20 protein-coding genes are annotated in these 26,568 nt (G+C 67.3%); 7 read left to right on the forward strand and 13 right to left on the reverse strand.

Annotated features, from left to right (window positions below):
- Positions 1 to 206: 206 nt before the first annotated feature.
- Positions 207 to 503: a DUF503 domain-containing protein gene (locus tag ACSLGO_RS16735; RefSeq protein WP_152275293.1), complete on the reverse strand. Its 297-nt coding sequence runs from the start codon at positions 501 to 503 to the stop codon at positions 207 to 209.
- Positions 504 to 660: 157 nt separating this feature from the next.
- Between ACSLGO_RS16735 and ACSLGO_RS16740 the strand changes: the two genes are divergently transcribed.
- The gene (locus ACSLGO_RS16740) at positions 661 to 1,413 is read left to right on the forward strand and encodes a cytochrome c oxidase assembly protein (protein ID WP_436401521.1); all 753 of its coding nucleotides are present in this window, start codon (positions 661 to 663) and stop codon (positions 1,411 to 1,413) included.
- 9 nt (positions 1,414 to 1,422) lie between these two features.
- Here ACSLGO_RS16740 and ACSLGO_RS16745 read toward each other — a convergent pair whose 3' ends face one another.
- Positions 1,423 to 2,907 carry a CoA-acylating methylmalonate-semialdehyde dehydrogenase gene (locus ACSLGO_RS16745; RefSeq protein WP_091607676.1) on the reverse strand — a complete coding sequence of 495 codons (1,485 nt, stop codon included), beginning with the start codon at positions 2,905 to 2,907 and terminating at the stop codon, positions 1,423 to 1,425.
- 26 nt (positions 2,908 to 2,933) lie between these two features.
- Entirely contained in the window at positions 2,934 to 3,926 is a 993-nt protein-coding gene (gene mmsB / locus ACSLGO_RS16750) for a 3-hydroxyisobutyrate dehydrogenase (RefSeq protein WP_436401551.1), read from the reverse strand.
- Between the two features lie 76 nt (positions 3,927 to 4,002).
- On the opposite strand from mmsB, the gene ACSLGO_RS16755 reads away from it, so the two are divergent.
- Positions 4,003 to 4,947, forward strand: coding sequence for a LysR family transcriptional regulator (locus ACSLGO_RS16755; RefSeq protein ID WP_436401522.1), 945 nt, complete (start codon positions 4,003 to 4,005; stop codon positions 4,945 to 4,947).
- Positions 4,948 to 4,977: 30 nt separating this feature from the next.
- Here ACSLGO_RS16755 and ACSLGO_RS16760 read toward each other — a convergent pair whose 3' ends face one another.
- Positions 4,978 to 6,390: an MFS transporter gene (locus tag ACSLGO_RS16760; RefSeq protein ID WP_091607681.1), complete on the reverse strand. Its 1,413-nt coding sequence runs from the start codon at positions 6,388 to 6,390 to the stop codon at positions 4,978 to 4,980.
- 231 nt (positions 6,391 to 6,621) lie between these two features.
- Here ACSLGO_RS16760 and ACSLGO_RS16765 point away from each other — a divergent pair, with 231 nt between their 5' ends.
- From ACSLGO_RS16765 to ACSLGO_RS16775, 3 genes are read left to right on the forward strand one after another with little or no spacing between them, the layout of a single operon-like run.
- Positions 6,622 to 7,812: a type III polyketide synthase gene (locus tag ACSLGO_RS16765; RefSeq protein WP_152275296.1), complete on the forward strand. Its 1,191-nt coding sequence runs from the start codon at positions 6,622 to 6,624 to the stop codon at positions 7,810 to 7,812.
- A gap of 4 nt (positions 7,813 to 7,816) precedes the next feature.
- Positions 7,817 to 8,566 carry a class I SAM-dependent methyltransferase gene (locus tag ACSLGO_RS16770; protein ID WP_325787530.1) on the forward strand — a complete coding sequence of 250 codons (750 nt, stop codon included), beginning with the start codon at positions 7,817 to 7,819 and terminating at the stop codon, positions 8,564 to 8,566.
- Complete coding sequence (locus ACSLGO_RS16775; RefSeq protein WP_436401523.1) at positions 8,512 to 9,702, forward strand: FAD-dependent oxidoreductase; 1,191 nt, start codon at positions 8,512 to 8,514, stop codon at positions 9,700 to 9,702. The genes ACSLGO_RS16770 and ACSLGO_RS16775 overlap by 55 nt, the downstream gene beginning before the upstream one ends.
- Positions 9,703 to 9,729: 27 nt before the next feature.
- Here ACSLGO_RS16775 and ACSLGO_RS16780 read toward each other — a convergent pair whose 3' ends face one another.
- From ACSLGO_RS16780 to speB, 3 genes are all read right to left on the reverse strand, one after another.
- Positions 9,730 to 11,310 carry a Na+/H+ antiporter gene (locus ACSLGO_RS16780; protein ID WP_436401524.1) on the reverse strand — a complete coding sequence of 527 codons (1,581 nt, stop codon included), beginning with the start codon at positions 11,308 to 11,310 and terminating at the stop codon, positions 9,730 to 9,732.
- A 111-nt stretch (positions 11,311 to 11,421) separates the two neighbouring features.
- Positions 11,422 to 13,074: a thiamine pyrophosphate-binding protein gene (locus ACSLGO_RS16785; protein ID WP_436401525.1), complete on the reverse strand. Its 1,653-nt coding sequence runs from the start codon at positions 13,072 to 13,074 to the stop codon at positions 11,422 to 11,424.
- Complete coding sequence (gene speB / locus ACSLGO_RS16790) at positions 13,071 to 14,042, reverse strand: agmatinase (protein ID WP_436401527.1); 972 nt, start codon at positions 14,040 to 14,042, stop codon at positions 13,071 to 13,073. Before speB ends, ACSLGO_RS16785 begins: the two co-directional genes overlap by 4 nt.
- A 152-nt stretch (positions 14,043 to 14,194) precedes the next feature.
- On the opposite strand from speB, the gene ACSLGO_RS16795 reads away from it, so the two are divergent.
- On the forward strand, positions 14,195 to 15,895 hold the full coding sequence (locus ACSLGO_RS16795) for an FAD-dependent monooxygenase (protein WP_436401528.1): 1,701 nt from the start codon (positions 14,195 to 14,197) through the stop codon (positions 15,893 to 15,895).
- Here ACSLGO_RS16795 and ACSLGO_RS16800 read toward each other — a convergent pair.
- The 4 genes from ACSLGO_RS16800 to ACSLGO_RS16815 form a co-directional block, all read right to left on the reverse strand.
- Positions 15,855 to 18,854, reverse strand: coding sequence for an alpha-mannosidase (locus ACSLGO_RS16800; protein WP_436401529.1), 3,000 nt, complete (start codon positions 18,852 to 18,854; stop codon positions 15,855 to 15,857). The two genes, ACSLGO_RS16795 and ACSLGO_RS16800, sit on opposite strands and share 41 nt — an antisense overlap.
- A 41-nt stretch (positions 18,855 to 18,895) precedes the next feature.
- Entirely contained in the window at positions 18,896 to 19,474 is a 579-nt protein-coding gene (locus ACSLGO_RS16805; protein ID WP_436401530.1) for a helix-turn-helix domain-containing protein, read from the reverse strand.
- Positions 19,475 to 19,699: 225 nt separating this feature from the next.
- Positions 19,700 to 20,902, reverse strand: a complete 1,203-nt coding sequence (locus ACSLGO_RS16810; RefSeq protein WP_091607700.1) for an AI-2E family transporter — start codon at positions 20,900 to 20,902, stop codon at positions 19,700 to 19,702.
- A gap of 13 nt (positions 20,903 to 20,915) precedes the next feature.
- On the reverse strand, positions 20,916 to 22,667 hold the full coding sequence (locus ACSLGO_RS16815; protein WP_436401531.1) for a long-chain-fatty-acid--CoA ligase: 1,752 nt from the start codon (positions 22,665 to 22,667) through the stop codon (positions 20,916 to 20,918).
- 331 nt (positions 22,668 to 22,998) lie between these two features.
- Between ACSLGO_RS16815 and ACSLGO_RS16820 the strand changes: the two genes are divergently transcribed.
- On the forward strand, positions 22,999 to 24,129 hold the full coding sequence (locus tag ACSLGO_RS16820) for a VIT1/CCC1 transporter family protein (RefSeq protein ID WP_263128302.1): 1,131 nt from the start codon (positions 22,999 to 23,001) through the stop codon (positions 24,127 to 24,129).
- A gap of 109 nt (positions 24,130 to 24,238) precedes the next feature.
- On the opposite strand, the gene ACSLGO_RS16825 is transcribed toward ACSLGO_RS16820, so the two are convergent.
- Positions 24,239 to 25,876: an MDR family MFS transporter gene (locus ACSLGO_RS16825; RefSeq protein WP_436401532.1), complete on the reverse strand. Its 1,638-nt coding sequence runs from the start codon at positions 25,874 to 25,876 to the stop codon at positions 24,239 to 24,241.
- The gene (locus tag ACSLGO_RS16830) at positions 25,873 to 26,511 is read right to left on the reverse strand and encodes a TetR/AcrR family transcriptional regulator (protein WP_325787539.1); all 639 of its coding nucleotides are present in this window, start codon (positions 26,509 to 26,511) and stop codon (positions 25,873 to 25,875) included. The genes ACSLGO_RS16825 and ACSLGO_RS16830 overlap by 4 nt, the downstream gene beginning before the upstream one ends.
- Between the last annotated feature and the right edge of the window lie 57 nt (positions 26,512 to 26,568).

Genomic DNA, 26,568 nt, shown 5'->3' on the forward strand with positions numbered 1-26,568 from the left:
TACCCGGGTGCACTGCTTCGGGCGACCGCCCTTCCCACGTTCTGTGACACGAGTTCACTCGTGGGGTCCCAACAGCCCACACCGGCATCACGCGATGGGAACGCCGGTGCGCCAAGCACGTCACATCTGGGTTCGGGCCCGCGGCGGCAGTGACCACCTGTCCGCGCCGCGTCCTCAAGTCCATGCCTCTCCCCCACCGTCTCCAGCTACTCGTCTTCGCTGCTCAGCACCCGTCGGCGGGTGCTGAGCAGCTGCACTTCAGGACGGTAGGCAACCAGCCGCTCTGCGTTGTCCAGCACCTCCACCACGTGCGCGCGGTCAGCTGAGACAATCCCGATACCAATCTCCGCCCTGCGGTGCAGATCCAGCTGGCCTGTCTCGGCAGCGGAGACGGCAAACCTGCGTGCCAGTTCCGCCACGAGCGGCCGCACCACGGAGCGCTTCTGCTTGAGGGAATGTACGTCATCCAGCAGCAGGTCGAACTCAAGGGTTCCCGTCCACATGGCATTCATCCTTGCCGTGGATGGGGATCTGTCAATGGCCGGTTGCGCCCGGAGGGTTCAACCGGGCCCTGCTGCGGTGCTACGTTCGGACACATGACGCCGCCCCAGACAGCGCGTTCCATCCCAGCTCCCGCCTCCGTCGCTCCGGGCCGGCCGCATGCATAACCACGGTGATTTCCCGGCAGAGTCCCTCTTCCTCATTCCGGCAGTCGCTGCGGTTGCCGCTTACTGGGCCGGAGCACGATCCCCGAGAGCCGGCACCTGGCCATACCGGCGGCTCGTGTCCTTCCTGGCCGGGGTTCTTACCGTCCTGCTGACAGTGCTGGAGCCGCTGGCGGGTTGGGCACACACCGATTTTGGAGCGCTGGCAATTTCGCATGTCCTGGCCGGGATGGCCGGCCCCTTGCTGCTGGTCCTCTCCCACCCCGTGGAGCTGGCGCTGAGGACACTCGACACCGTCCCGGCAGCGCGGCTGCGCCGAAGCGTCCGTTCTCCAGCCGCCCGTTTCCTGACCCACCCGGGAACCACCACGGTGCTCGTAGCGGCCGGCATGTGGGCCATGTTCCACACCCCGGTGTTGACTGCCATGCAGCAGTCCATGCCGGTGCACTGGCTGGTCACCGCGTACCTCACGGCCACCGGATGCCTGTTCACCGCTGCCGTCCTCAACTGCGGTCCGTCGCCGCACGGACTCCGCCTGCGGGCGGGGGCGCTCGCGGCCACCGCAGCCCTGCACGCGGGTTCGGCAGTCTGGCTGCTGGCCTTCCCGCCCGCGGGCACCGGCAGCACTCCTGCCGGTGCGCTGGTTCTGCTGGTGTCCGGACTGGCGGTGCAGACCGTCCTGGCACTGCTCCTGCTGGGGCAGCAGCGGGGCACTGCCCGGCTGCTGCCCCAGGTGCGCGGTGCCTGAGTTCCCTGCCTAGAGAACCTGCGGGAATCCCAGGTCGATTTCCGACGTCGCCGGGTCCGGCCAGCGGGTGGTAACCACCTTGCCGCGGGTGTAGAAACGGATCGAATCCGGGCCGTACATGTGCGTATCGCCGAAGAGCGAATCCTTCCAGCCGCCAAAGGAGAAGGATCCCACCGGCACCGGAATGGGCACGTTGACGCCCACCATGCCGGCCTCGACGTCGAACTCGAATGCCCGGGCGGCCCCGCCGTCGCGCGTGAAGATCGCCGTGCCGTTGCCGTACTGGTTTTCGTTGACCAGCCGCACCGCATCCGCGTAGGTCTCCACGCGGACCACGGAGAGGACGGGGCCGAAGATCTCATCGTCGTAGGCCTTCATGCCCGGCTTCACGTGGTCCAGCAGGCTGACACCCAGGAAGAACCCGTCGCCGTCGAAAGCCGTGTCCCGGCCGTCCACCACCACGGTGGCGCCCTCATCCGCGGCACCGGCCACATAGGAAGCCACCTTGTCCCGGTGCTCGGCAGTAATCAGCGGACCCATCTGGGAGGAGGGATCAGTGCCCGGGCCAATCTTGAGGTCCACCATCCGCGAGCGCACGGCTTCCACCAGATCATCGGCAATGTTTCCCACGGCCACCAGCACGCTGACGGCCATGCAGCGCTCCCCCGCGGACCCGTAGGCTGCGGAAACCGCCGCGTCGGCCGCCATGTCCAGGTCTGCGTCCGGCAGCACCACCATGTGGTTCTTGGCCCCGCCCAGGGCCTGGACCCGTTTGCCGTGTTCGGCGGCCCGGCGGTAGATGGTGCGGGCAATCGGCGTTGATCCCACAAAACTGACGGCCTTCACAACCGGATGCTCCAGCAGCACATCAACCGCTTCCTTATCCCCGTGCACCACGTTCAGCACACCGTCCGGAAGCCCGGCTTCGGCGAACAGCTCAGCGATGAACACGGCTGCGGACGGATCCTTTTCGCTCGGCTTCAGCAGCACGGTATTGCCGCACGCCAAGGCGCTGCCGATCATCCACAGCGGCACCATGGCCGGAAAGTTGAACGGGGTAATGCACGCCACCACGCCTACCGGCTGGCGGATTGAATGGACGTCGACGCCGGTGGCCACCTGCTCCGACCGCTCGCCCTTCAGGCCCAGGGCGAGCGCGGACGCGAATTCAATGTTCTCCAGCCCCCGGGTGATCTCACCCTCGGCGTCGGAAAGCACCTTGCCGTGCTCGCTCGTGAGGATCGCGGCGAGTTCTGCCTTACGTTCGGTCAGCAGCTCACGGACCTTGAAGAAGATCGCCGTGCGCCGCGCCAGGGACGTGGCCCGCCACGCCGGAAGGGCTTCCTGGGCGGCCTGGATTGCCTCTTCCACGCGGGCGGCGGACGCCAGCGCCACTTCTTTTTCCTGGGCGCCGGTGGCCGGGTTGAAGACCGGGCCGTACCGCTCGGCCTCGGAGACCTGCCTGCCGTTGATGATGTGGGGAATGCGCTGCATGAAGAGCTCTCTTCGGTAGGGCGCCGCTACGGCGCAGGGACCTGGTCGGGGGTGGCAGCGAGCGAGCCGTCCACCAGTTTCACGATCATGGAGCAGTCCTTCCCGGACTGCCCGGCGTCGATCAGCCGCGCGAACAGCTGCTGGACGTGTTCGCCGATTTCAAGCGGCGTGCCTGTATCCCTCGCGGCCGCGATGGCCAGGTTGATGTCCTTATTCGCCAGCTCGGTGGTGAAAGTAGGTTCGAAGTTATTGTTCGACGCCGCCGTGGAGACGACCCCGGGCACCGGATACCAGGTGCGCAGCGCCCAGCTGTCCCCGGAGGAAACGGAGGCGATGTCCCAGAAAACCTGCTTGTCCAGTCCCAGCCTCTCGGCCAGCACGGCGCCCTCAGCGGTCGCTGCCAGGTTGATGAAGAGCATGAGGTTGTTGCAGATCTTCGCGGCCTGGCCGGTGGCGGCCCCTCCGGTGGGAATCACGTTCCCGGCCATCGGCTCTATGAAGCCGGAGGCATCGGCCACCGCGTCCGGGGCGCCGCCCACCATGAAGGTGAGCGTTCCGGCCTGCGCTCCGCTCATTCCGCCGGAGACCGGGGCGTCTACGAAGCGGAAGCCGGCGGCAGCAGCGGCGTCGTGCAGTGCCTGAGCCGATTCGACGTCGATCGTGGAGGAATCGACCAGCAGCGTCTCCGTGGACGCATGGGCCAGGACTCCGTCCGGCCCCAGGTAGACCGCCCGGGAATGCTCGCCCTTGGGGAGCATCGTGAACACCACGTCTGCTCCGGCAACCGCTTCCGCGATGCTGCCCACCGCCTGGACTCCTGCTGCCTCGGCAGCAGCCACGGCCCGCGGGCTGAGGTCGAATCCGCGCACGGTGTGACCGGCCTTCACCAGGTTCCCTGCCATGGGTGCCCCCATGTTTCCCAGTCCGATCCATCCAACTTCCGCCATCGCTAAGCTCCTTTGCCTAGTTGTGCTGCCTGAGTTGTGCTGAGCCTGCGCCGCCCGGTTGGTGCTGCGCAGCTGCCGCGCGTCCGCCGCGGAACCAGCGTGGCACCTGCGCTAGAGTGCGTTCAAGACCAGAATCCACAGACCCCCTGTGCACCCGTGCACACCGTGGAGAGGAGGAACGGCCCTGGATACCACCAGCCGGCTGCCAAGCCCGGATGACCTGCTGATCCTGCTCACCGTGGCGCGGCTGGGACGTTTCACCGCCGTCGCCGAGACCCTGGGGACCACCCACACCACCATTTCGCGGCGGATCATTGCGCTGGAGAAACAACTCGGCGGCCGGACGCTGTCCCGGACACCGCGCGGCTGGGAACTGACGGCGCTGGGGGCGCAGGCGGTCCGGGCCGCCGAATCCATTGAAGAGAGCCTTGGCGCGCTGCGCTGTGCATTGGCGGACAATGCCGATCCCCTCGCCGGCGTGGTGCGGATCAGCACCGTGGACGGTTTCGGTTCCGAATTCGTCACCCCTGCCTTGGTGAAGCTGCAGGCCTCGCACCCGAACATCAGCGTTGAAATGTTCTCCGCCACCCGCAAGGTCAGCCAGAACCGTTCCGGCGTGGACCTGGAGGTGGTGGTGGGGCATACGGACGTCCGCACCGCCCATGCGATCCTGCTGGGCCATTACGTGCTGCGGCTCTACGCAGCCGAAGGGTATCTGCGCCGCCACGGCACCCCGCAGGTTCCGGCTGACCTGGCCAGGCACTGCTTTGTCTCCTACGTGGAGTCCGCACTGCTGGTCGAGGAACTGGGACACCGGTCCACCGGGCTGCCGGATCCGAGGTCCAGTTTCCAGGCCACCAGCATTTTCGCGCAGGTGGAGGCGGTGCGCCGGGAGGCCGGGGTTGGCCTGCTGCCCAACTTCATGGTCGCCGGACGGGACGGCTTCGTGCCGGTACTGGCGGACTCCTTCGAACGGCGACTGACGATTTGGGCGGTGGCCCGCCCGGAAGCCCTGCGCTCGGCGCGGGTCCAGGCGGTCATCGAGGCCATCCACGCAGAAGCCGCTGCCCGCCAGGAGCACCTGGACTTCTGACCGGCAGCGGCGTTCGGCAACGGGTGGTGCCTAGTCCGCGGCAGCGGCGGTCCGCTTCTCCTCGGCTGCCTTGGACGCGGCCAGCAGGTCCGCGGTGCCCTGTGCGTCGGCGGCATCCACGTCGTGCAGGGAAATGCCGTTGGTTTCCCGCAGCAGCAGCACCGAGATAGCCGTGATGACGCAGGCACCCAGCAGGTACAGCGCCACCGGAGTGGATGAATCGAACTCCGCCAGCAGCGACGTAGCGATAATTGGAGCCAGCGAACCGGCCACGATCGACGTCACTTGGTAGCCCAGGGAGACACCGGAGTACCGCATCCGGGTGGGGAACATTTCCGCCATGATGGACGGCTGGCCGGCGTACATCAAGGCATGGAACAGCAGGCCAATGGTCACCGCAGCCAGGATCATCAGGTCATTGGCCGTGTCCATCATGGGGAAGGCAAAGAAGCCCCAGGTGGCCCCCAGCACGGCGCCTGCCATGTACACGGGCCGGCGGCCCAGTGAGTCGGACAGCTTTCCGGCGAGGGGAACCGCGCAGAAGTGGATAAAGTGCGCAACGAGCAGCAGCAGCAGGATCCGTGAGGTATCGGTGTCCACCACGATCCGCAGGTAGGTGATGGAGAACGTGACCACCAGGTAGTACAGGATGTTCTCCGCGAAGCGCAGGCCCATGGCGGTGAATACGCCGCGCGGGTACCGGCGGAACACCTCCATCACGCCGTAGCCCTTGGCCTCCTGCTCCACTTCCTTCTGTGCTTCCAGGAAGATGGGGGCATCCGAGACCTTGGTGCGGATGTAGTAGCCCACCAGCACGATCACCGCGGAGAGCCAGAACGCCACCCGCCAGCCCCAGCCCAGGAACGCGGCTTCGCTGAGGGTCGCTGAGAGGACGAACAGGACGCCGGTCGCCAGGAGGTTGCCCATCGGAACAGCGGACTGCGGCCAGCTGGACCAGAAGCCGCGGGATTTGTTCGGGCTGTGCTCGGCAACGAGCAGCACGGCACCTCCCCATTCCCCGCCGACGGCGAAGCCCTGGATAAAGCGCAGCGCCACCAGCATTGCCGGAGCCCAGTAGCCGATCGAATCGAACCCTGGCAGGCAGCCCATCAGGAAGGTGGATACACCCACCAGGATGATGCTCAGCTGCAGCAGCTTCTTGCGGCCGAACTTGTCCCCGAAATGTCCAAAGACGATTCCGCCCACGGGCCGCGCCACGAACCCGACGGCGTAGGTCACGAATGCGGCAATGATGCCGTCCAGCTCGGTGTTGGCGTTGGGAAAGAACAGACGGCTGAAAACGAGGGTCGACGCCGCGGCGTAGAGGAAGAATTCGTACCACTCCACGACCGTTCCGGCCATGGACGCCACAACAACCTTGCGCAGGCCTTCCGGCACCGGTGCCTTCTGCCGCCTGCCCTGCCTGGGAATATCAGTGCTCATCCACTCTCTCCTTTGGTGTCTTCGTTGACACTGCAGCACCGCGCAGGGCGCGGGACGCCCCCGTGCGGAGTAACCAAGAGTATGGTGCGCTGCGGGCCGCCCGCTCAACCGCCAAAACCGCATGGCGTATCTGCACAAATGCACAGCCCCTTCAGGTACGGCGGACCCGGTGCGCCCGGTTCGCCGCGCCGCGCCATTGTGCCCCGAAGGTAGTTCACCTAACAATGGAGGATGACAGTTACGCTCAGATCACTGGAAACTGCTGTCCCTTCTACCGTCCTGGTGCAGGACCAGGTCCGCGACGTCTTCGCCGCCCAGCCCGGGCTCACCCGCCTGGGTACCCGACTTGTGAACACCTGCTTCAACGGCGCGGACATCGACACCCGCCGCACCGCCCTCGAGGAGCTGACCCTGGCTTCCACGGTGGAAAACCCCCAGTTCTTCGATCCGCAGACCGGGCTGCTGCTGATGCCCTCCACCAAGACCCGCAACGACATTTTCGCCGCCGAGGCCACCAAGCTGTTCATCGAAGCCGGCCGGAAGGCCGTGGACAACTGCCCCGGAATCGGTCCGGAAGACATCACCCACGTCATCACCGTCTCCTGCACCGGGTTCTTCAACCCCGGCCCGGACTACAAACTGGTGCGTGCCCTGGGCCTGAACCCGTCGGTGCAGCGCTATCACCTGGGCTTCATGGGCTGCTATGCCGCGTTCCCGGCGATGCGGGCCGCCAAATCCTTCTGCGACGCAGACCCCGACGCCGTTGTGCTGGTGGTCAGCGCCGAGCTCTGCTCCCTGCATGTCCGGTCCTCCAATGACCCGGACATCATCATGGGTTCCTCGCTCTTTGCGGACGGCGCCGCGGCTGCCGTCATCACTGCGCGGGACCTTCCCGGGGACAGCCCCGCGATTGTGCTTGACCACTTCGAGACAACCCTCACCCCGGTGGGTGAGGAATCCATGGCCTGGAACATTGGCGACCACGGTTTTGAAATGGTGCTCGGCACCTACGTACCGCACATCATTGACGACCACATTGTCGGCGCCCTCGAACCGCTGCTGGCCAAGGACCCGTCCCTCGCTCCGCTCGCATACAACGAGATTGGGCACTGGGCCATCCACCCCGGCGGCCGCAGCATCCTGGACAAGGTGGAAGCGAAGCTGGAGCTTTCGGAGGAACAGCTGGTTCCGGCCCGGGAAACCCTGCGCAACTTCGGCAACATGAGTTCGGCCACCGTGATGTTCGTGCTGAAGCACATCCTGGACCAGCCCTTTACGGGCGGCAACGAGCGGATCTGCTCCATGGCGTTCGGGCCCGGGCTGACCGTTGAGACCGGGCTGTTCACCCGGGTTCCCGGAAGCGGTGCGGCGGCAGCGGCGGACGCGCTCGCGGCGGAGCCGGTTCCTGCCGCCGTCGGCTAGCGCGGTGGGCCTGCTGAATACGGAAGCTCCCCCGTTCCTGCCGCCGGACCTCAGCCGGCGCGCGGTGCACGCGGTGGAAGAAATGGACCGCCCGGATTGTGATCCCGTTCGCCTGGAACGGACCTACGCGCAGTTCCCGCTGATCAATGCGGTGGTTTCCGGGTGGCGGCGGAATTACCTCCGGTACGTCCGGCCCGTGCTCGCAGCGCAGGGCGGAGGGACGGTACTGGATATCGGAGCCGGCGGCGGAGACCTGGCCCGCGCTCTGGCCCGCTGGGCCCGGCGCGACGGCCTGGCTGTGCAGGTCACCGGCATCGATCCCGACCCGCGGGCCCATGCCTATGCCGCCGGCCGCCCGGCTCCCGACGGCTGCAGTTTCCGCGCGGCGCTGAGCTCGGATCTGGTGGCCGAGGGAGCGGTGTTCGACGTCGTTGTTTCCAACCATGTGCTGCACCATCTGGACGACGCCGCGTTCCAGGGCATCTGCGCCGACTCGGAGAAGCTGGCCGGATTCCTTGCCCTGCACAGCGACATTGAGCGGAGCCCCTGGGCGTACGGCCTGTTTTCCGCCGGGACACTGCCGTTCTTCCACGGCTCCTTCATCCGCCGGGACGGACTGACCTCAATCCGGCGCAGCTACACGGCCGAAGAGTTCCGGGCTGCGGCCCCGGCCGGGTGGGAGGCCCTGCAGGCGCGCCCGTGGCAGAACCTGCTGCTGTACCGGGCAACCGGCGGCACCGGGGGCAGGCAGTGAACCGCCCGGAAGTCGACGTCGTGATTGTGGGCGGAGGCCCGGTGGGACTGTTCCTGGCCATCCTGGCCCTGCAGGACGGCCTGCGGGTACGGATCTATGAGGCACGGACCACCCGAAGCTCCCACTCCCGGGCGATCGGCATCCACCCGCCGGGGATGGCTGCGCTGGAAGCTACCGGCGTCAGTGCGCAGCTCGCGGCCGAGGGCGTGCAGATCCGCACCGGATCGGCGCGCATGCGGGACACCGAGCTGGTCTCCCTCAGCTTCGCGAAGACCTCCACTGCCTACCCGTATGTACTGGCGCTTCCGCAGGAACGAACCGAGTCCGTGCTGCAGGCGCGCCTGGAGGAACTCGATCCGCAGGCGCTCCGGCGCGGGCACCGGGTCACGGCCCTGCATGACGATGGCTCCGGCGTGTCCGTTGCCGGCACGAACGCTGCCGGCGGTTTCACCGTGCAGGCCTCCTGGGTAGTGGCGGCCGACGGCGCCCGGTCTTCCGTGCGCGGATTGCTGGGGATCCGGGCCTCCGGGAAACTCCTGCGTGATTCATACCTGATGGGCGACTTCCCCGACAACACGGGAGACGGACCCGTGGGAGTGCTGTATCTGGAGCCGGAGGGCATCGTGGAGTCCTTCCCGCTGCCCGGCGGCAAGCGCCGCTGGGTGGCCCATACCCGGACGCTGCAGTCCGACGCCGATGCCAAGGACCTGGCGCGGCTTGTCGCGGAGCGCACCGGCCGGGCCCCGGACGCTGCAGCCAGCACCATGTTCAGTGCCTTCCCGGTCCGCACCACCGCCCTGAAGCGGCTCGTCCACGGGCGCACCGTGCTGATTGGCGACGCGGCCCATGAAGTCAGTCCGATCGGCGGACAGGGAATGACGCTGGGCTGGGTGGACGCCGCGGAGCTGGCACCGCTGCTGACCGCCGCAGTGCGGGGCGCTGATGTTGGGCTCGCGGCCTTCGACCGCCGGCGCCGCCGTGCCGCCGCTGTTGCCTCGGCCCAGGCGCGGCTCAACATGGCGCTGGGACGTCCGCTGCCGGCGCCGCTCATGCGGGCACGGAACAGGGTGCTCGCCGGACTGTTCCGCTCCCGTACGCTCAGCGACGCCGTGGCCCGCCGGTTCACCATGCAGTAGCCCGCCGGTTCCCGGCGCCGCAGTGCCCTAGTGCCCGCTGCGGTCCAGGGTTACCGTGCGCAGGTCCAGGCGGCGCAGCACCCGGTCCACGGCTTCCGGGTCCATGCCGGACTGCCGGCGTGCGGCCAGGACTTCCTGCCGCGCCGCAGCCAGGGCCTCCCGCTGCACCGCGTCCATCACTTCCAGCGTGGCCTTCATCTGCAGCATCTTCTGCGGGTCCGCTTCCGAGTCCCGTTCAAGGATCGAGTGCAGGGAAGACATCCGCCGGGCCAGTGCCGCCCGGCGTTCCGCCGGCAGCTTGTCCGCGGCCCGGGACCGCTTCATGGTTTCCAGGGCTACGCGCTCGGCACGCCGGGCCAGTTCGCGTTCCTGCTTGGCGACGGCGCCGTGGTCGCTGGGCAGTTTGAGCCGGCGCATCAGCCACGGCAGGGTCAGCCCGGGCAGCACCAGGGTGACCAGCAGCACTGCTCCTGCACACACGATCATGAAGTTCCGGCCGGGGAGCGGTTCTCCGGCCAGTGTGGTGGCGGGCATGGCGAGGGCCAGGGCCAGGGTGGCGAGGCCGCGCATGCCGCACCAGGTCAGGACGAGGACTTCCTTCAGGGAGCCGGGCACGCGGTTGAGCCGCGCCGTGCCGCCGAACCGGTACAGCCCGTACATCCAGGCAAAGCGCACCAGGACCACTGCCGCACAGACCGCGGCGACGCCGGGAATGAACGCGAAGATCTCCCGGCCTTCGTCTTCAATGACATACCGCATTTCGATTCCCACCAGGCCAAAGGCGACGCCGGTGGTCAGGAGCTCCACGACTTCCCAGAACGCGGTGCGGGTCAGGCGTTCCTCGGAGTCCTGCGGCCGTGCCCGGCGCCCAAGCTCCAGGGCCGTCACCACGACGGCGATAACACCGGAGAAGTGCACCTCTTCCGCGAGGATGTACACCGCGTAGGGCGCCACGAGGGTGACCGCAGAGCGGGCCACCAGGTTGGGGACGAAGCGGTTTAGCGCACCCACCAGCCAGCCCATGGCCAGGCCCAGCACCACTGCACCGGCGGCGCCGATCAGGAAACTCGGCACGATCGACCAGCCCACCTCCCCGCCGCTGATGGAAGCCGTCACGGCAGCTTGGAAGATCACAATGGCAATCGCGTCGTTGAACAGTCCTTCGGTCTGCAGGACGGTGATGAGCCGGCGCGGCATGCTGACCTTGCCGGCCACCGCTTCCACCGCCACGGGATCCGGCGGAGCCACAATGGCACCCAGCGCGATGGCTGCAGGCAGCCCCAGTGCGGGAACCATTGCCCACGCCACACCGGCCGCGACTCCAACGGTTACGGCAACCAGCGCCACCGCGAGCAGCACCAGGGAGCGCCACCGGAGGCGGAAAACAGACCACGAGCTGCGCTGGGCAGCGGCGTAAAGCAGCGGCGGCAGGAAGAGCGGCAGGATCAGTTCGGGATCAATGTGGATCTCCGGGATCATCGGCAGGAAGGCGAACAGCGCCGAGAACACCAGCATGAGCACCGGATAGGGCAGCCGGACCCGTTCGCCTATGCCCACCACCAGCACCGTGCCGAACAGCAGGCCTATGAGCAGGATCAGGAAATCCATCAGCAGCGCCCCGTTCCCGCGGCGCCGGTGCGTTCACTTGCTTTGACCACCGTCAACCTCCTCTAGTTGCCTAAGGTAACTTTACCGCCGGCAACTTGAAGGTTCCTGCGGCTAGCTGCCCAGGTGTGTGGGAGCGAAAAGCCTCAGCAGTGTTTGGACCACCACGACGTTCGGTCCTTCCTGGGCGAAGGATTCCTCCAGTGCCTGCCGGACGCCGGCAGGATCAGTGCACCGTGCCGGAACTCCGAAGGATTCTGCGAGCTTCACGAAGTCCGGCCCGGCCAGCTCGGTGGCCGTTGCCTTGCCAAAGGCGTCCACCATGTACTCCCGCAGGACGCCGTAGCCACCATCGTCCACGATCAGCCAGGTGACGGGAAGATCATGCTGCCGGGCGGTGGCCAGTTCGGCGATGGAGTACATCGCGGATCCGTCACCGGAGACCGCCAGCACACGCTCCCGGGTTCCCACGGCTGCCCCGAGGGCACCGGGGTAGCCGTAGCCCAGCCCGCCGGCTCCCTGCGCGGAGTGGAACTGGCCGGACCTGGCATCCCAGCAGCTCCACGCCCAGTAGGCGGCAATGGTCATGTCCCAGTACGTCTTCATCGCGTCCGGAACCGCAGCCCGGATGTCCGCCATGAACTTCCGCTCAAGGTTGAGGTCCTGGGCGTCCAGCCGGGCGCTCACCTTGGCGAGTGTGTCTGCGGTGACCTCTTCCGCCGTCCTGCCGTGCCAGTCCGGAGCCGTGGCCGGGGCCTGCAGTGCGGCGTCGAGCGCGGCCATGGCCTGCCCGGCGTCGGCACGGATGCCCAGCGCGGGACCATTGGATTCAAGGACCCGCGGCTCGGCGTCGATCTGGATGATGCGGCCGCGCGGAGCGAAGGTGAAGTAGTTGGACGTGACTTCACCCAGTGAGGAACCGATGACCAGCAGGACGTCCGCGTCCTCCAGGAGGTCCGTCGTGTGGCGGTCTTCCACCCATGACTGCAGGGACAGCGGATGGTTCCAGGGGAAGGCGCCGTTGCCGCCGGGTGTGCAGACCACCGGGGCATGGAGCTTCTCCGCCACCGAAAGCAGCGACTTTTCGGCCCGGCCCCGGCGGGTGCCGCCGCCGGCGATGACAGCAGGCCGTTTCGCCGCGGACAGCCACTTCACGGCTTCGGTGACGAGTTCGCTGCGCGGCGGGTTGTCGAACGGCTCCGCCAGGGCGTCTTCGACGGCGGGAACCATCACGGGGGCCAGCAGTACGTTCTGCGGGACTTCCACCCAGACCGGCCCCATGGGTGCGGAGATGGCTTCGGTCCAGGCGTCCTGGATGGCCGAGGGAATGCCGGAGGCATGCTGGATCAGCCGCTGGCTCTTCGTGACGTTCGCTGCAGACGCCTTTTGGTCATCGAGCTGGTGCAGCATGCCGCGCCGGCGGGCTCCGAGGCCCTCGATGGGAATCTGGCTGGCAACAACCACCATGGGCACGCCCGTGGCGTAGGCCTCCTGCAGTCCGGCCAGGGAGGTGAGGGCACCGGGACCGGTGGAGAGGAACAGGACGCCCACCTGGCCGGTGGCACGGCTGAACCCGTCGGCGGCGAAGGCAGCATTGTTCTCGACCCGGGAGGAGACGAACTCCAGCGTGGAGCGGGAGAGCGCGTCGAACAGGCCCAGGGCGTGCTGGCCCGGGATGCCGAAGACCGTGGTTGCTCCGAGCGCTTCCAGGGTTTCGACCACCAGGTCCCCGCCGTTGCGCACTGCGGTTCCGGGATGGGTGCTCATGACTCGAGTCCCATGAGCGTGATGAGGTCATAGGCAACGTGTGAGGCGGCCACGGCGGTGATGTCCGCATGGTCATAGGCCGGAGCCACTTCCACGACGTCGGCCCCAATGAGGTTCATCCCCCGCATGCCGCGCAGGATCTCCAGCAGCTCCCGGCTGGTGATGCCGCCCGCCTCGGGGGTGCCGGTGCCCGGGGCGTGGGCCGGGTCCAGGACGTCAATGTCCACCGAGATGTAGAGCGGCCGGTTCCCAATCCGGTCACGCAGCTTCGCGACGACTTCGTCAACGCCCTGCCGGAACACATCGGAGCTGGTGACGATGCCGAACCCGAAGCGGTGGTCTTCGTCAAGATCTTTCTTGCCGTACAGCGGTCCGCGGGTGCCCACGTGGGAGATCGCCTCGGTGTCCAGGATCCCTTCCTCCACCGCCCGGCGGAACGGCGTGCCGTGGGTGTACTCAGCACCGAAGTAGGTATCCCAGGTGTCAAGGTGGGCGTCGAAGTGCAGCATGGCTACCGGCTGGCCGGCACGCTCTGCCGCTGCACGCAGCAGCGGAAGGGCGATCGTGTGGTCCCCGCCCAGGGTCAGCAGCCGGGTCCCGCCCTCGGTCAGGTCCAGGGCCCCGGCCTGGATGGTTTCGATGGCCTCGTTGATGTTGAACGGGTTGACCGCCAGGTCACCGGCATCAGCAACCTGCAGGTTCGCGAACGGGGAGGTGTCCTGCGCCGGGTTGTAGGGACGCAGCAGGCGGGACGCCTCACGGATGTGGTTGCCGCCAAAGCGGGCGCCGGGGCGGTAGGAGACACCGGTGTCGAACGGGACACCCACAACGGCGACGTCGGCGTGTCCAACTTCGTCCAGGCGCGGAAGACGCGCGTACGTCCCGGCGCCCGCATAACGCGGAACCTGGGCTGCGTCGATGGGGCCTACCTTGCCGTTGGAGTTGATGCGCGGCTGGTTCTGGGACATGTCCACTGTTGTGTTTCTCCGGTTTCGCTAAGGGTCTGGCGCCTGGATTCCGAGCCTACCCGGCAGGGCGGCAAAAGTTATCAAATAGGCATCAAATGTTTATCGGAAGGCTAAAGTGGAACAGCCGTCGGCGTCAAGACTAGGCTGTGACTATGGCGGACCGGGTTTCCTATGCGAACAATGATGGAATGAACTACGACGTCGATGTCCTGATCGTGGGTGCCGGACCCACCGGGCTGGCCCTCGCGGCCCAGCTCGCCGGTTATGGAACGAGCTTCAGGATCATCGACCGCAGGCAGGGTCCCTCGACCCAGTCCCGGGCGCTGGCCGTGCAGCCGCGCACCCTGGAGGCGCTGCGGCCCTTCGGGATCAGCGCGGAGATGGCGCGGGGCGGAACCCCGGCACACCAGCTGCACCTCCACCTGCCGGACGAAACGGTCCAGATTGGCCTCTTCGACATCGGAATCGAAGACTCGGCCCACCAGCAGCTGCTCTTCCTGCCCCAGTCTGAAACCGAACGGATCCTCCTGAACTACCTCGGTGCCCGCGGAATCCGCGTTGAGCGCGGAGCCGAGCTCCTGGGACTCGAACGCCTAGACCCGGAGGACCCCTTCGCCGGCATGGAAGCCCGCGTCCAGCGGCAGGACCGCGGCATTGACCGGATCCGTGCGCGTTACGTGGTGGGTGCCGACGGCGCCGAAAGCACCGTGCGCCGCCGCGCCGGCATGGACTTCCGCGGTTCCGGCTACGCAGACACATTTGTCCTGGCAGATCTCGAGGTCGACGGCGTGGCTCCCGGCGCAGTGCACGCCTATCCCACCGATGACGGTTTCATGGTGCTCTTCCCGCTGGGCAACCCGGCGACCTGGCGGATGATCAGCCTCAAGGAACGCGGGGACAAGAGCGCCGTCACCCTTGAGTACCTCCAGGGCATCGCGGACAAGTTCTCCGGCGGCGGGCTCACCCTGCATGACCCGAAGTGGATCAGCTCCTTCCGGCTTTCCCACCAGATGGCCGAGTTCTTCCAGTCCGGCTCGGTGTTCCTGGCCGGCGACGCCGCGCACGTCCACTCCCCCGTGGGAGGACAGGGCATGAACACCGGCATCCAGGATGCACTGAACCTTGGCTGGAAACTTGCCCTGGGCGCTCGCGGCCTGGCGGCCGACGAACTGATCGACAGCTATGACGCCGAACGCCGGCCCGTGGCTCGCGGAATCGTCAGCTTCACTGACCGTCTCTTCAAGCTCGCAACCAGCCGCAGCGCCCTGGCAAAGCTGCCCCGCACCAAGCTCCTGCCCGCACTGGCCCCGTCCCTGGCATCCAGCGAGCGCCTGCGCGCCCGCGCGTTCCGCACGATGTCCCAGCTGGGCATCCATTACCGCGGCAGCACCATGACCGCGGCCGGAGCCAACCGCCTGCCTGCCGTACTCGCCTCGGGACCGCGGCCGGGAGACCGGCTGCCGGACGCCGTCGTGCACTACCAGCAGAAGGAACGGCGGCTGCAGGACCTGGTGTCCGCTCCGGGTTTCCATATCCTCCTCACCGGTCCGGGCTGGCCGGAGGACACCCCGCATCAGCTGCATGCGGCACTGGCCGGCCTCGGCCCGCTGCTGAGCGTGCAGCGCCTGGTGGTGGGCAGCACGCTCGCGGCCTCCGGCCCGGGCATCATCGAGGACGTCAGCGGGCTGGCGTTCGAGCGCCTTGGCCTGTCCGCCCGGCGGCCCGAGGTTCTGGTGATCCGCCCGGACGGATACATCGGTTACCGGTCCAACGGAACGGATGTCAACGGTGCCGTGGCCTATCTTGAACGGCTTACCGGCTCAGGCGCACGGTCTTCACTTCAAACGGCCTAAACGCCAGCTCCCACCGGCCGTCCTCCCGCCTGGGCAGCTGCGCGTCCGCTGCCTCCGGGCGTTCCAGCAGGTCCGTCAGGACGGCAGCGCGCGCCGGGAAACCAGCAGTTAGCACGGCGCCGGTGTGCCCTCCGAGGGACTCGTAGAGCCGCAGCACCACGTCCCCGGAACGGTCATCCGCGAGCTTGACCGTCTCCACCAGCACGCTCCCGGGCGCCAGGACGGCCAGCGGAGCCACGCTTCCGGCACCGGCCTCGTGGACCGAGCGCAGGGGAAAGTTCAGCCGGTACCCTTCCAGCACCGCTTCGGCCACGGTGGCGTCCGGCCGCAGCGAAAACCGGAGGCGGTGCACTCCCTGGTCCGCCCCCGGATCCGGAAACAGCGGCGCCCGCAGCAGTGAGGCCCGCAGCAGGGTTCCGGTGCCCGCGTCCCGGGAACCGGTCCGGGTGATGTCGTAGCCGTACGTTGAATCGTTGGCCAGGGCCACTCCCCTGCCGTGCTCCCCGGCGTGCACCCAGCGGTGGGCCGGCACCTCGAAGCGCGCATGGTCCCAGGACGTGTTCTCGTGGGTAGGCCGCTGGATGTGCCCAAACTGGATCTCAGCCGAGGCCCGGTCCGCGAGCACCGCAACCGGGAAGCCGAGCTTCAGCAGCTTCTGCCGCTCCTGCCAGTCCACGTTGATGTCCAGGTCCAGAGCGCGCCCGTCGGGGCTCACTGAAATCCGTTCCCGCAGTGACGAACTGCCGAACCTGCAGTCCAGCACCAGGCTGTCCCCGTCCGGGATCAGGTCTCCGCGAAGCGTGAGGGCGCCGGTACGGTCCGCGGCGTCGATGTCCCACGCATCCCACTGGTTCGGGGTGTCACGGAAGAGCTGGAACCGGTTCGCTTCTTCGCCCGGGACCACCAGTTCCCGGCCGCTCTCTCCGCGCAGCGAGAGCAGGGCACCTGTTGGACCAAAGCGTGCGGTGAGGCGGTCCGAGGACAGTTCCCAGCCGCCGTCGTACGCGTTGATCCGAACCGCGGCAGGCTCTGCCGGCCCGGCACCGGCGCCCATGGCAGGTATCCCCAGCAGCGCCACCGGCGCCGCGTTGAAGACGAGGGTGCCGGTGCCATCCCCAGCCAGGGCCCGCAGGGCCCGGCGCGTGATCCGCTCCAGCTGCTCCGCGGTTTCCGCATAGGCGCGCTCGGCGTCCTGGTACACCCAGGCGATGGAAGAGCCCGGCAGGATGTCGTGGAACTGTCCCAGCAGCACCGTTTTCCAGACCGCTTCAAGCTCCTGATACGGGTAGTCCGTGCCGCAGCGGACCGCAGCGGAGGCCGCCCACAGCTCCGCCTCCTTCAGCAGAGCCTCGCTGCGCCGGTTGCCGCGCTTGGTCCGGGCCTGGGAAGTGTAGGTGCCGCGGTGGAACTGCAGGTACATTTCCCCGGACCACACGGGCGGTTGCCCGTAGTCTTCCTCGGCCTGCGTGAAAAACTCCTGCGGGCTGGAAAGCCGCACTTGCGGGGACCCTTCCAGCGACGCCGTGCGGTGGGCGGCGGCAAGCATTTCGCGGGTGGGCCCTCCGCCGCCGTCGCCCCAGCCGAAGGGCACCAGCGAGAGGTTCGTGGCGCCCTTCTCACGGAACTGCCGCTGGGCCCGGGCCAGCTCCTGACCGGTCAGCGCGGAGTTGTAGGTGTCAACCGGCGGGAAATGGGTGAAGACCCGGGTTCCGTCGATCCCTTCCCACAGGAACGTGTGGTGCGGCATGGTGTCGGATTCGTTCCAGCTCAGCTTCTGGGTGAGGAACCACCGTGAACCGGCAGCACGGGTGAGCTGCGGGAGCGCTCCCGAGTAGCCGAATGAATCGGGCAGCCATACGTCCAGCGGTTCAATGCCGAAGGCCTCCAAGAAGAAACGCTTGCCAAAGGTGAACTGGCGCACCAGCGACTCTCCGGAGGGCAGGTTGGTGTCCGCCTCGACCCACATGCCTCCCGCCGGGACGAACCGGCCCTCCGCGACCCGGGCGGCAACGCGGGCAAACAGTGCCGGATGGTCCTCCTGCAGCCAGGCGTACTGCTGGGCGGAGGACGCGGTGAAGACGAATTCCGGGTCCTTCTCCATCAGCGCCAGCACGTTGGCGAAGGTGCGGGCCACCTTGCGCCGGGTCTCGCGCACCGGCCACAGCCAGGCGCTGTCGATGTGCGCGTGCCCGACGGCGTGGACCAGGTGGGCGCTGGCCGCTGCGGGAGCGCTGAGCGCCGGTCCCAGCAGCTTCCGGGCCGCACTGGCAGTGCCGGAGACATCCTGCGGATCCACGGCGGCAGCCGCCCGTTCCATGGCGCGCAGCAGTTCATGCCGGCGCGGGGAGTCCATGGGCAGTTCATGCATCAGGCCCCAGAGCACGGCGAAGTCCTGGGCCAATTCCCAGACCTGGACGTCCAGCAGCGCAGCGTCCGCCCTGCGCAGGACGTACAGCGGCTCACTGCCGGCGGTATCCGGGCTCCCGAGCGGCGTGGGCAGGAAGCTGAAGTTGCCAATCACGTTCGGAGTCGCGGCCGCCTCCACCCAGAGCAGGATGGCGCTGCCGGGCTCCTGTTCCAGCGGCACGGCCATGTTGGTCGATTCGAGCGCCTTGAGCACGTTCCCCTCGGCGTCGTAGACCAGTCCCTCGGCCTGGAAACCGGGCATGTCCGTACTGAAGCCAAGGTCGATCAATGCTTCCGGCAGGAAGCCCGGTGCTGCTGCCGGGACCGTGCCGGTGAGACGGAACCAGGTGGTTCCCCAGGGCCTGCCCCAGCGGGTACCCGGGGTAACGGGACGGTAGTCCTGCGCGGTAGCTTCCGCGAAGGACACCGGTTCCGCCGGGGCGTCCCAGGCTGCGGGGTGAAGCGGTTCAGGCGCGGTCCAAAGATGCGGGGGCAGCCGCTGGGCGAGGAAACGGGCAAGACGGCGTTCGGTGAGTTCACGGTCCGGATGCATGCGCCCACTGTGCGCGCCGCACTGCCCGGTTGGGAAGGGGCCTAGGCGGAGCCGGGGCTGACCAGGGTCCAGATGACGACGGCAGAGGCATCGGGGTCCGGGTTGCGCCAGGAATGCGGCTCCTTGCCCGGGAAGGTCACGGTGTCCCCGGCCGTGAGGCTCATGGATTCGGCGGTGAAGATCAGCTCCAGCCGGCCTTCGGCGACGTGCAGCACTTCAACGTCGCAGTCAACGGAGTACAGGTCGGCCTCGCCGGTGCCCCCCGGGACGATCTCCGAGCGGATGACCTGGACGCGGCGTTCAGTGCGCGGGGTGACCAGCCGCTCGTTGATGCCGTTGCCGCCCAGGTTAATGCCGGGCGCCTCGGGCCAGCGGACCAGCGTGGTCTGCGGCGGCAGGAACAGGTCCCCGATGGAGATGGAGAGCACCTGGCAGAGCGTCACCAGCGAAGCCACCGAGGGAGAGGTGAGGTCCCGTTCCACCCGGCTCAGGAACCCCTTGGTGAGCCCGGTGGAGTCGGCTACCTGCTCAATGGTCAGGTGGCGCGCCTGGCGTGCGGCACGGATCCGGGAACCGATGGCAATCGGCGCATTGCTTGGTTCGACAGACAGAGCCTTCATGCGGGCAGCCGTCCTTTCGTTCCCCTAGTTGTTCCTGCGGTCCGGTCCTGCCGGGGAAGTCCGGAAGGCGTCGCCTGCGCCGCGGCCGCTATGGTGGAGGCCGGTGCTGCATGTTTCACACTAATTGACCCGTGCCTTCGGCGCCCATTAGCTTGGGTAAACAATAGTTTCGTGACCTACAACGCCGGCAGCGCCGGCTCCCAGTACCGCACCGGGTCCGGACGGTTAATCCCCTGCCCGTCCGGCCCCGGTGCTTCCAAGTTCCGCCGGGTGGTCTGCTGAATCCGCGTCCTGATCGGGGGACGCAACCTCCGCCACTTCCTGGGGGTCGCCCGTATCTTCGCCGATCCAGACCTTGATGACGGCCCAGCCGACGGCGGCTAGCGGCACCGAGAGGATCGCGCCGATGATGCCGGCGAGGATGGTGCCGGCAGTCAGCGCCAGCAGGATGACGAGGGCATGGATGCTCAGGGTCCGGCCCATGACCACCGGCTGCAGGAAGTTCCCCTCGAGCTGGTTCACGGCAATGATCACGATGACCACGATCAGGGCCACGAGCGGCCCGTTTGCCACGAGGGCAATCAGCGCGGCGAGGGTGCCGGCAGCGGTGGCGCCGACCAGCGGGATGAAGGATCCAACGAACACGATCACGGACAGCGGCAGCGCCAGCGGCACCCCGAGGATGAACAGTGCCGCACCGATGCAGATAGCGTCCACGGCGGCAACGATCGCCGTGCCGCGGACATAGCCGCCCAGCACCTCCATGCTGCGGGCGCCGGCAAGCGCGGCTTTCTCCCGGCGCTCCCCGCGGAACCAGCGCAGGATGAAGGCCCAGATCTTGTCCCCGTCCTTCAGGAAGAAGAACAGGACAACAGCCATGAGGACAAACCCGGTGGCGAAGGATCCGGCGGCAGAAAGTCCGGCGATCGCGCCGCTGCCCGCGGTTGAGGATGTCGCGAAGTCCAGGACAGCGTCCCGGGCATCGGAAATGGCCGAGTCGTCCAGGGCCAGGGGGCTGTCCTGGACCATCGAGTACAGCTCGTCAAAGCCCGCTGCGGCCTGGTCCACCAGCTTGGACCACTCGCTGCGCACCGCGAACACGATTCCGGTGACGAGCCCGCCGAAGACGGCCAGGAGCAGCAGGAAGGATGTGCCGGTGGCCAGTGCTCCCGGCCAGCCCTTACGGCGCAGCCAGTTCACGAACGGTGCAATGGCGGCGGCGAGAATCAGGGCGAGCAGCAGCGGAATGACCACCAGGGTCACCCGGGTCAGGCCGTAGACCGCCACGCCCACCAGCAGCAGGACCAGCAGCAGCTGGGCCGAGCGCAGCGCGGCATGGCCCAGGCCGTCGTTCCAGTAGCCTGCCAGCTGCTTCGGCTCGCTTTGTACCTCGGACTTGTTCGGAGTGGAGCCGGGCTGGCTGTCCATGGTTTTCCCCCGTCTAGGTTGTGGGTCCGGCCTCGTGGCCGGTTCCCTTTGGCTGCAGCGACTCTTTGACGTGGCGCCGGAGCACCTTGCCGATCAGGGACCTGGGCAGGTCCGGGATCTGCACAATGCGGCGGGGCACCTTGTAGGCTGCCAGTTCCGCCCGCACAAAGGAACGCAGTTCATCGGCGTCGAATTCCGCGTTGGGCCGGGCGACGACGGCGGCTACCACGTCTTCTCCGCCGCCGGTGCGGGTCAGGCCCACAACGGCAGCCTCGGCAACGGCCGGGTGGCGCTTCAGGGCTTCCTCGACCTCGGAGGGTGAGACGTTGAAGCCTCCGGTGATGATCAGTTCCTTGATCCGGTCCCGGATGGTGACAAAGTCGTCGTCGTCCACTGAGACGATGTCCCCGGTACGGAACCAGCCGCCGTCGAGCAGCGCTGCCCGGGTCTCGGCCGGTTTGTTCCAGTAACCCTGGAAAACCTGCGGTCCGCGGATCAGCAGTTCTCCGGCTTCACCGCGGTGGCGTTCCTTCGTGGGATCTTCCGGGTCCACCACCTTGATGTCCGTCAGCGGGAAGGGAACGCCCACGGTGCCGGCCTTGCGCGTTGGTCCCATGGGATTGCCGAGGGCCACCGGCGAGGTTTCCGTCAGGCCGTACCCCTCGATCAGGTAGCCTCCGGTTGCCTTCTCCCAGGCGTCCACCGTGGCAGCGGGGAGGTTCATGGCTCCGGAGATGGCGAAGCGGACGCCTTTGAGGGAAATGCCCTGCTCCTGCGCACCGGCCACAATGCGGTCGTAGATCGGCGGCACCGCGGGGAGGAAGGTTGGCGGGGTCTTCTTCGCCGCTTTGAGGACCATGTCCACGTCGAACTTGGGGAACAGGACCAGCTTGGCGCCGATGCTCATGGCGAAAGTGAGGCTCAGGGTCAGACCGTAGGCATGGAACATGGGCAGGACGCCGTAGACGGTCTCCTTGCCCATCCGGATCCCGGGAATCCAGGCCCGGCCCTGCGCGGCGTTCGCCATGAGGTTGGCGTGGGTGAGCATAGCGCCCTTGGGAGCCGCCGTGGTTCCGGAGGTGTACTGGATGGCAGCGAGGTCCTCCGCCCGGGGGTGCGGAGAGCGGCGCGGCAGCGGCCGGTTATCCAGCAGTTCCTTCCACTCGAGGACCCGCCTGCCGGCGCTGCGGGGCTTCTTGTCCGGAGCCAGGGCGCTGTGGCTGCGGCGGGCAGCGGGAAGCGGGAGCTTCAGGAGCAGCCGGGTAGTGCGCGGCATGGCGCTGATCAGGTCCACGGACACGATAGTCCGGACCGGAATATCTGCGGGCAGGGACTGGATCCGGTCCGCCACCTTGTCCCAGACGATGGCCACGGTTGCTCCATGGTCCTCGAACTGGTGGCGCAGTTCGCGGTCGGTGTAGAGCGGATTGTGCTCCACTACCACCGCGCCCAGGCGCAGGACGGCGTAGAAGGCAACCACGTGCTGCGGCGCGTTGGGCAGGACCAGCGCAACGCGGTCTCCGGGGCCGACGCCGAGGCGCTTCAGCCCCGCTGCGGCACGCCGGATCTGCTCCCCCATGTCGCGGTAGCTGGTGGTGGCGCCGAAGAACTGCAGGGCCGGCTTGGAGCCGTACCTGCTGACGGATTCCTCCACCATGTCCACCAGCGAGCCCTTGGGCAGCTTGAGGTCCTGCGGCACGCCGTCGGCGTAGTGGCGGGTCCACGGCCGGTGAAAGTCAGGGAATCCCTTGGAAGCTCTACTCACGGTTTGAACTCTATCCCTTGCTGGACGGGAGCAATGCACCCGGACGGAACGGGGACCAGCTGCAGTTAGGGCGCCCTTCCGGGCGGAATCGCTGGCCTGAGCTACACTTGAAAGCTGAAGGGGAGTAGCTCCGGTACACCTCCAATTCTAGGTTCGGCTCAGGCCGCACTAAAAATTGGAATTCGGACCGAGGCCTGTCGACATACTGGCTGTACATGCAGCCCGGCAGTCCACCCGCGGTGCATGGCACCGGGGCGAGCGAGACCTTCGGCCAGACGTAGAAGCTGGCCGGAGCCCTCCCTGTTTGCTCCGGCCATGACCAGGAGCGTGTGTGAAAAACCCACCAACTCAAGGGCAGCCGCACCCTGAGCACCCCACCCCCAGCCCGGCAGAGCGCCGTCGTTGGAGGCAGTACCTAGCCGACGAGCAGGCCGAAGCAGCCACCTATCGTTACCTGGCCGAGCGCCGTGAGGGAGAAGAGCGGGACATCCTGCTCGCCCTGGCCGAAGCAGAAGGCCGGCATGAGGAGCACTGGCGCCAGTTGCTCGGCCCGGACGCAGACAAACCCATGCGCCCGTCACTGCGGAACCGCATGCTCGGGCTGCTGGCCCGCCGGTTCGGGTCAGTGTTCGTGCTGGCCCTCGCGCAGCGCGCCGAAGGCCGTTCCCCCTACAGCGATGACCCCAGCGCCACCAGCGCCATGGCTGCCGACGAGCAGATCCATGAAGAGGTGGTGCGCGGACTGGCAACCCGCGGCCGCACCCGGCTCTCCGGAAACTTCCGCGCCGCGGTGTTCGGGGCCAATGACGGGCTGGTCTCCAACCTGGCCCTGGTCATGGGCATCGGCGCTACCGGCGTCTCGAGCACCTTCGTGCTCTTCAGCGGCATCGCCGGCCTGCTTTCCGGTGCCTTGTCCATGGGCGCCGGCGAGTATGTTTCAGTCCGGTCCCAGCGGGAGCTGCTGGAAGCTTCCAAGCCCACCCAGGTGACGCTTTCTGCCGCCAAGTCCCTGGACATCGACGCCAATGAGCTGGTCCTGGTGTACCGGGCCCGCGGCATGTCCCGGGAGGCAGCCGAGCACCGGGCAGCAGAGCGAATGGGGCTGTACACCTGCGACTGCGACCCGTCCCTGTCCCTGCAGCCGGAAAAGATGGAAGAGGCCGGCACGGACGAGCATGAGACGGTCGGCACCGGCCTCGGAGCTGCGATTTCCAGCTTCTGCTTCTTCGCCTCCGGCGCCATCATCCCCGTTCTTCCGTACCTGTTCGGCATGGAGGGGCTCGCCGCCGTCGTGCTCTCGTGCACCCTGGTGGGAATCGCGCTGGTCCTGACCGGCAGCGTCGTGGGGCTGCTCTCCGGAGCCTCCCCGCTCAAGCGCGGCCTGCGCCAGCTGGCCATCGGCCTCGGGGCCGCCGCCGTCACCTATGTACTGGGGATGATCTTCGGAACCTCCGTGGCCTAGCCCGCAGCGCACCCCACCCCATCGCACCCGCACCCCATCGAGATGACAGAAACTGCCCGTATGAGCGTTCATACGGGCAGTTTCTGTCATCTGGATGTTTGGGGGCGGGTCAGCGGGACGTGGGCGCGCCGACCTGACGCAGTTCGGTGGTGCTGGGGCCGTTGCCCTCGTCTTCCGTGCTGATCAGGACGTTGCCTTCACCCAGGGCCTCCGGCAGGACTTCCGGCTCCAGCCGGGTTGCCAGCGGCTTCTCCTTGATGAACAGGCACAGGATCGTTGCCACCACGGCCATGGGAACCATGAACAGGAACAGCGGGATCAGGGCCTCGTTGTAGGACCGGATGATGATGTCCTGGATTGCCTCCGGCAGCTCGTGCACAAGCTTGGGAGTCAGCGAATTGCCTCCCCCGGTGGCGGAGGCGGCGCTGGCCGGGAGCCGCTCGGCCAGCAGGTCCGAAAGCCGGTGCGCGAAGAGGCTGCCGACGACGGCGGAGCCCAGGGTGGCGCCGATCTGGCGGAAGTAGTTGTTCGCGGCGGTGGCGGTTCCAACCTGGCTCATCGGGAAGGAGTTCTGCACTACCAGGACCAGGATCTGCATGTTCAGGCCCAGGCCAAGGCCGAGGACGGCGATGTAGACGCACAGCTGCCAGACCGGGGATTCGGCCGCGATTGAACCCATCAGTACCAGCGCCAGGATCATGATCGCGGAGCCCGCGATGGGCATCCACTTGTAGCGCCCGGTCTTGGAGACCAGGGATCCGGACAGCACGGAGCTGAACAGCAGGGCACCCATCATGGGAATCATCAGCAGGCCGGCCTCGGTGGCACTGGCGCCGGTGGCCATCTGCAGGTACGTAGGGAGGTATCCAATCGCGCCGAACATGGCCACGGACGTGAGCAGGCCGGAGGCGGTGGCGAGGTTGAAGTTGCGGTCGCGGAAGAGTTCCATCGGGATGATCGGCTCAGCCGTGCGGCGTTCGACCATCACGAAGACGACGCCGGCGAGGATGGTGCCGCCGGCCAGGCCCAGGATCACCGGGTCACTCCACGCGTAGGTGCTGCCGCCCCAGCTGCTCACCAGGACCAGGCCAGTGGTGGCCAGGGCGATGAAGACCATGCCCCATAGGTCGATCTTGGGCCGCGAGGTGACCGCACGGGGCTTCAGGAAGAACAGTGCGCCGAGCAGTGCCAGCACGCCCACGGGAATGTTGAACCAGAACGCCCAGCGCCAGCCGGGCCCCTCGGTGAGCCAGCCGCCGATCAGCGGTCCTACCACCGAGGAGAAGGCGAACACGCCGCCCATCCAGCCCATGTACTTGCCGCGCTCACGTGCCGGGACAACGTCGGCAATGATTGCCTGGGAGAGGATCATCAGGCCGCCGGCGCCAAGGCCCTGGATAACGCGGGCGATAATCAGCCAGGTCATGTCCGGAGCCAGGGCGCCGACCACGGAACCGGCCAGGAAGATGACGATCGCGGCGAGCAGCAGGTACTTGCGCCCAATCAGGTCGCCCAGTTTGCCGTAGATGGGCATCATCACCGTGGAGGCCAGGATGAAGGCCGTGATCACCCAGAGCATCAGGTTGGCGCCGTTAAGCTCGCCCACGATCGTGGGCAGGGCGGTGCCGAGAATGGTCTGGTTCAGCGCCGACAGAAGCATGGCCAGGACCAGGGCGGTGAAGACAAGCACGAGGCTGGGTTTTTTCCCGTGGCTTGCGGGCGCTGCAGCGGCAGCTGAATTCGTCATAGAAGTTCCTTGAAGACGTCTCGGAGAAGTTCAAGGCCCTGATCGAGGGCCGTGAACTGGGCGGTGGCGGTCGGGTTTGACCAGGTTTTCTGCATCACGTGGCGCATGCGGGTGCTGGCAGTGAGGACAATCGTGAAGGCGACGTCGTCGACGTCGTGCCCCAGCCAGGCCGAACCGGGCGGCCGTTCGCGCCAGCGCCGGGACTCGGCGAGCTGGCTGGTCACCGTCTCAAGGACAAGCTGCTCGACCTTGAGGATGTACTGGTAGCGCCGGTGGCGCAGCTGGGGGTAGGCCTCGTAGATGCGCCCGCGGAGTTCGGCTGAGTCGTCGCCGCCCTGGATGGAGCGCACGACGGCGAGCATCAGGCGGCTGACCTCCGCCAGGAGGTCCCCCTCAATGTCGAACGCCGCCAGCATTTCGGGCTCGACGGACGGTTCCTTCAGCCCCAGGACCGCGTCTTCCTTGCAGGGGAAGTAATTGAAGAAGGTCCGTGCGGAGACTCCGGCTTCCTCGGCGACCACTTCGACGGTGACGCCCTCGATGCCCTCGCTGAGGGCACGGTTGGCGGCAGCCGCGTGCAGCGCCGCCCAGGTTTCGGCGCGCTTCCGATCGCGGAGGGAAAGTAGTTGACTCACCGAACTACTTTGTCATCCGTAACATTTTTTCACAACTGCAAAATTGCAGATGTGCAA

Source organism: Arthrobacter sp. IK3, assembly GCF_051337705.1.
GTDB lineage: Bacteria > Actinomycetota > Actinomycetes > Actinomycetales > Micrococcaceae > Arthrobacter_B > Arthrobacter_B koreensis.

Coding starts and splice junctions, on each gene's coding strand:
- ACSLGO_RS16735 (WP_152275293.1), bottom strand. CDS start 503: ATGTGGACGGGAACCCTTGAGTTCGACCTGCTGCTGGATGACGTACAT.
- ACSLGO_RS16740 (WP_436401521.1), top strand. CDS start 661: ATGCATAACCACGGTGATTTCCCGGCAGAGTCCCTCTTCCTCATTCCG.
- ACSLGO_RS16745 (WP_091607676.1), bottom strand. CDS start 2,907: ATGCAGCGCATTCCCCACATCATCAACGGCAGGCAGGTCTCCGAGGCC.
- ACSLGO_RS16760 (WP_091607681.1), bottom strand. CDS start 6,390: ATGAGCACTGATATTCCCAGGCAGGGCAGGCGGCAGAAGGCACCGGTG.
- ACSLGO_RS16765 (WP_152275296.1), top strand. CDS start 6,622: ATGACAGTTACGCTCAGATCACTGGAAACTGCTGTCCCTTCTACCGTC.
- ACSLGO_RS16780 (WP_436401524.1), bottom strand. CDS start 11,310: ATGGATTTCCTGATCCTGCTCATAGGCCTGCTGTTCGGCACGGTGCTG.
- ACSLGO_RS16785 (WP_436401525.1), bottom strand. CDS start 13,074: ATGAGCACCCATCCCGGAACCGCAGTGCGCAACGGCGGGGACCTGGTG.
- speB (WP_436401527.1), bottom strand. CDS start 14,042: ATGTCCCAGAACCAGCCGCGCATCAACTCCAACGGCAAGGTAGGCCCC.
- ACSLGO_RS16795 (WP_436401528.1), top strand. CDS start 14,195: ATGGCGGACCGGGTTTCCTATGCGAACAATGATGGAATGAACTACGAC.
- ACSLGO_RS16800 (WP_436401529.1), bottom strand. CDS start 18,854: ATGCATCCGGACCGTGAACTCACCGAACGCCGTCTTGCCCGTTTCCTC.
- ACSLGO_RS16805 (WP_436401530.1), bottom strand. CDS start 19,474: ATGAAGGCTCTGTCTGTCGAACCAAGCAATGCGCCGATTGCCATCGGT.
- ACSLGO_RS16810 (WP_091607700.1), bottom strand. CDS start 20,902: ATGGACAGCCAGCCCGGCTCCACTCCGAACAAGTCCGAGGTACAAAGC.
- ACSLGO_RS16825 (WP_436401532.1), bottom strand. CDS start 25,876: ATGACGAATTCAGCTGCCGCTGCAGCGCCCGCAAGCCACGGGAAAAAA.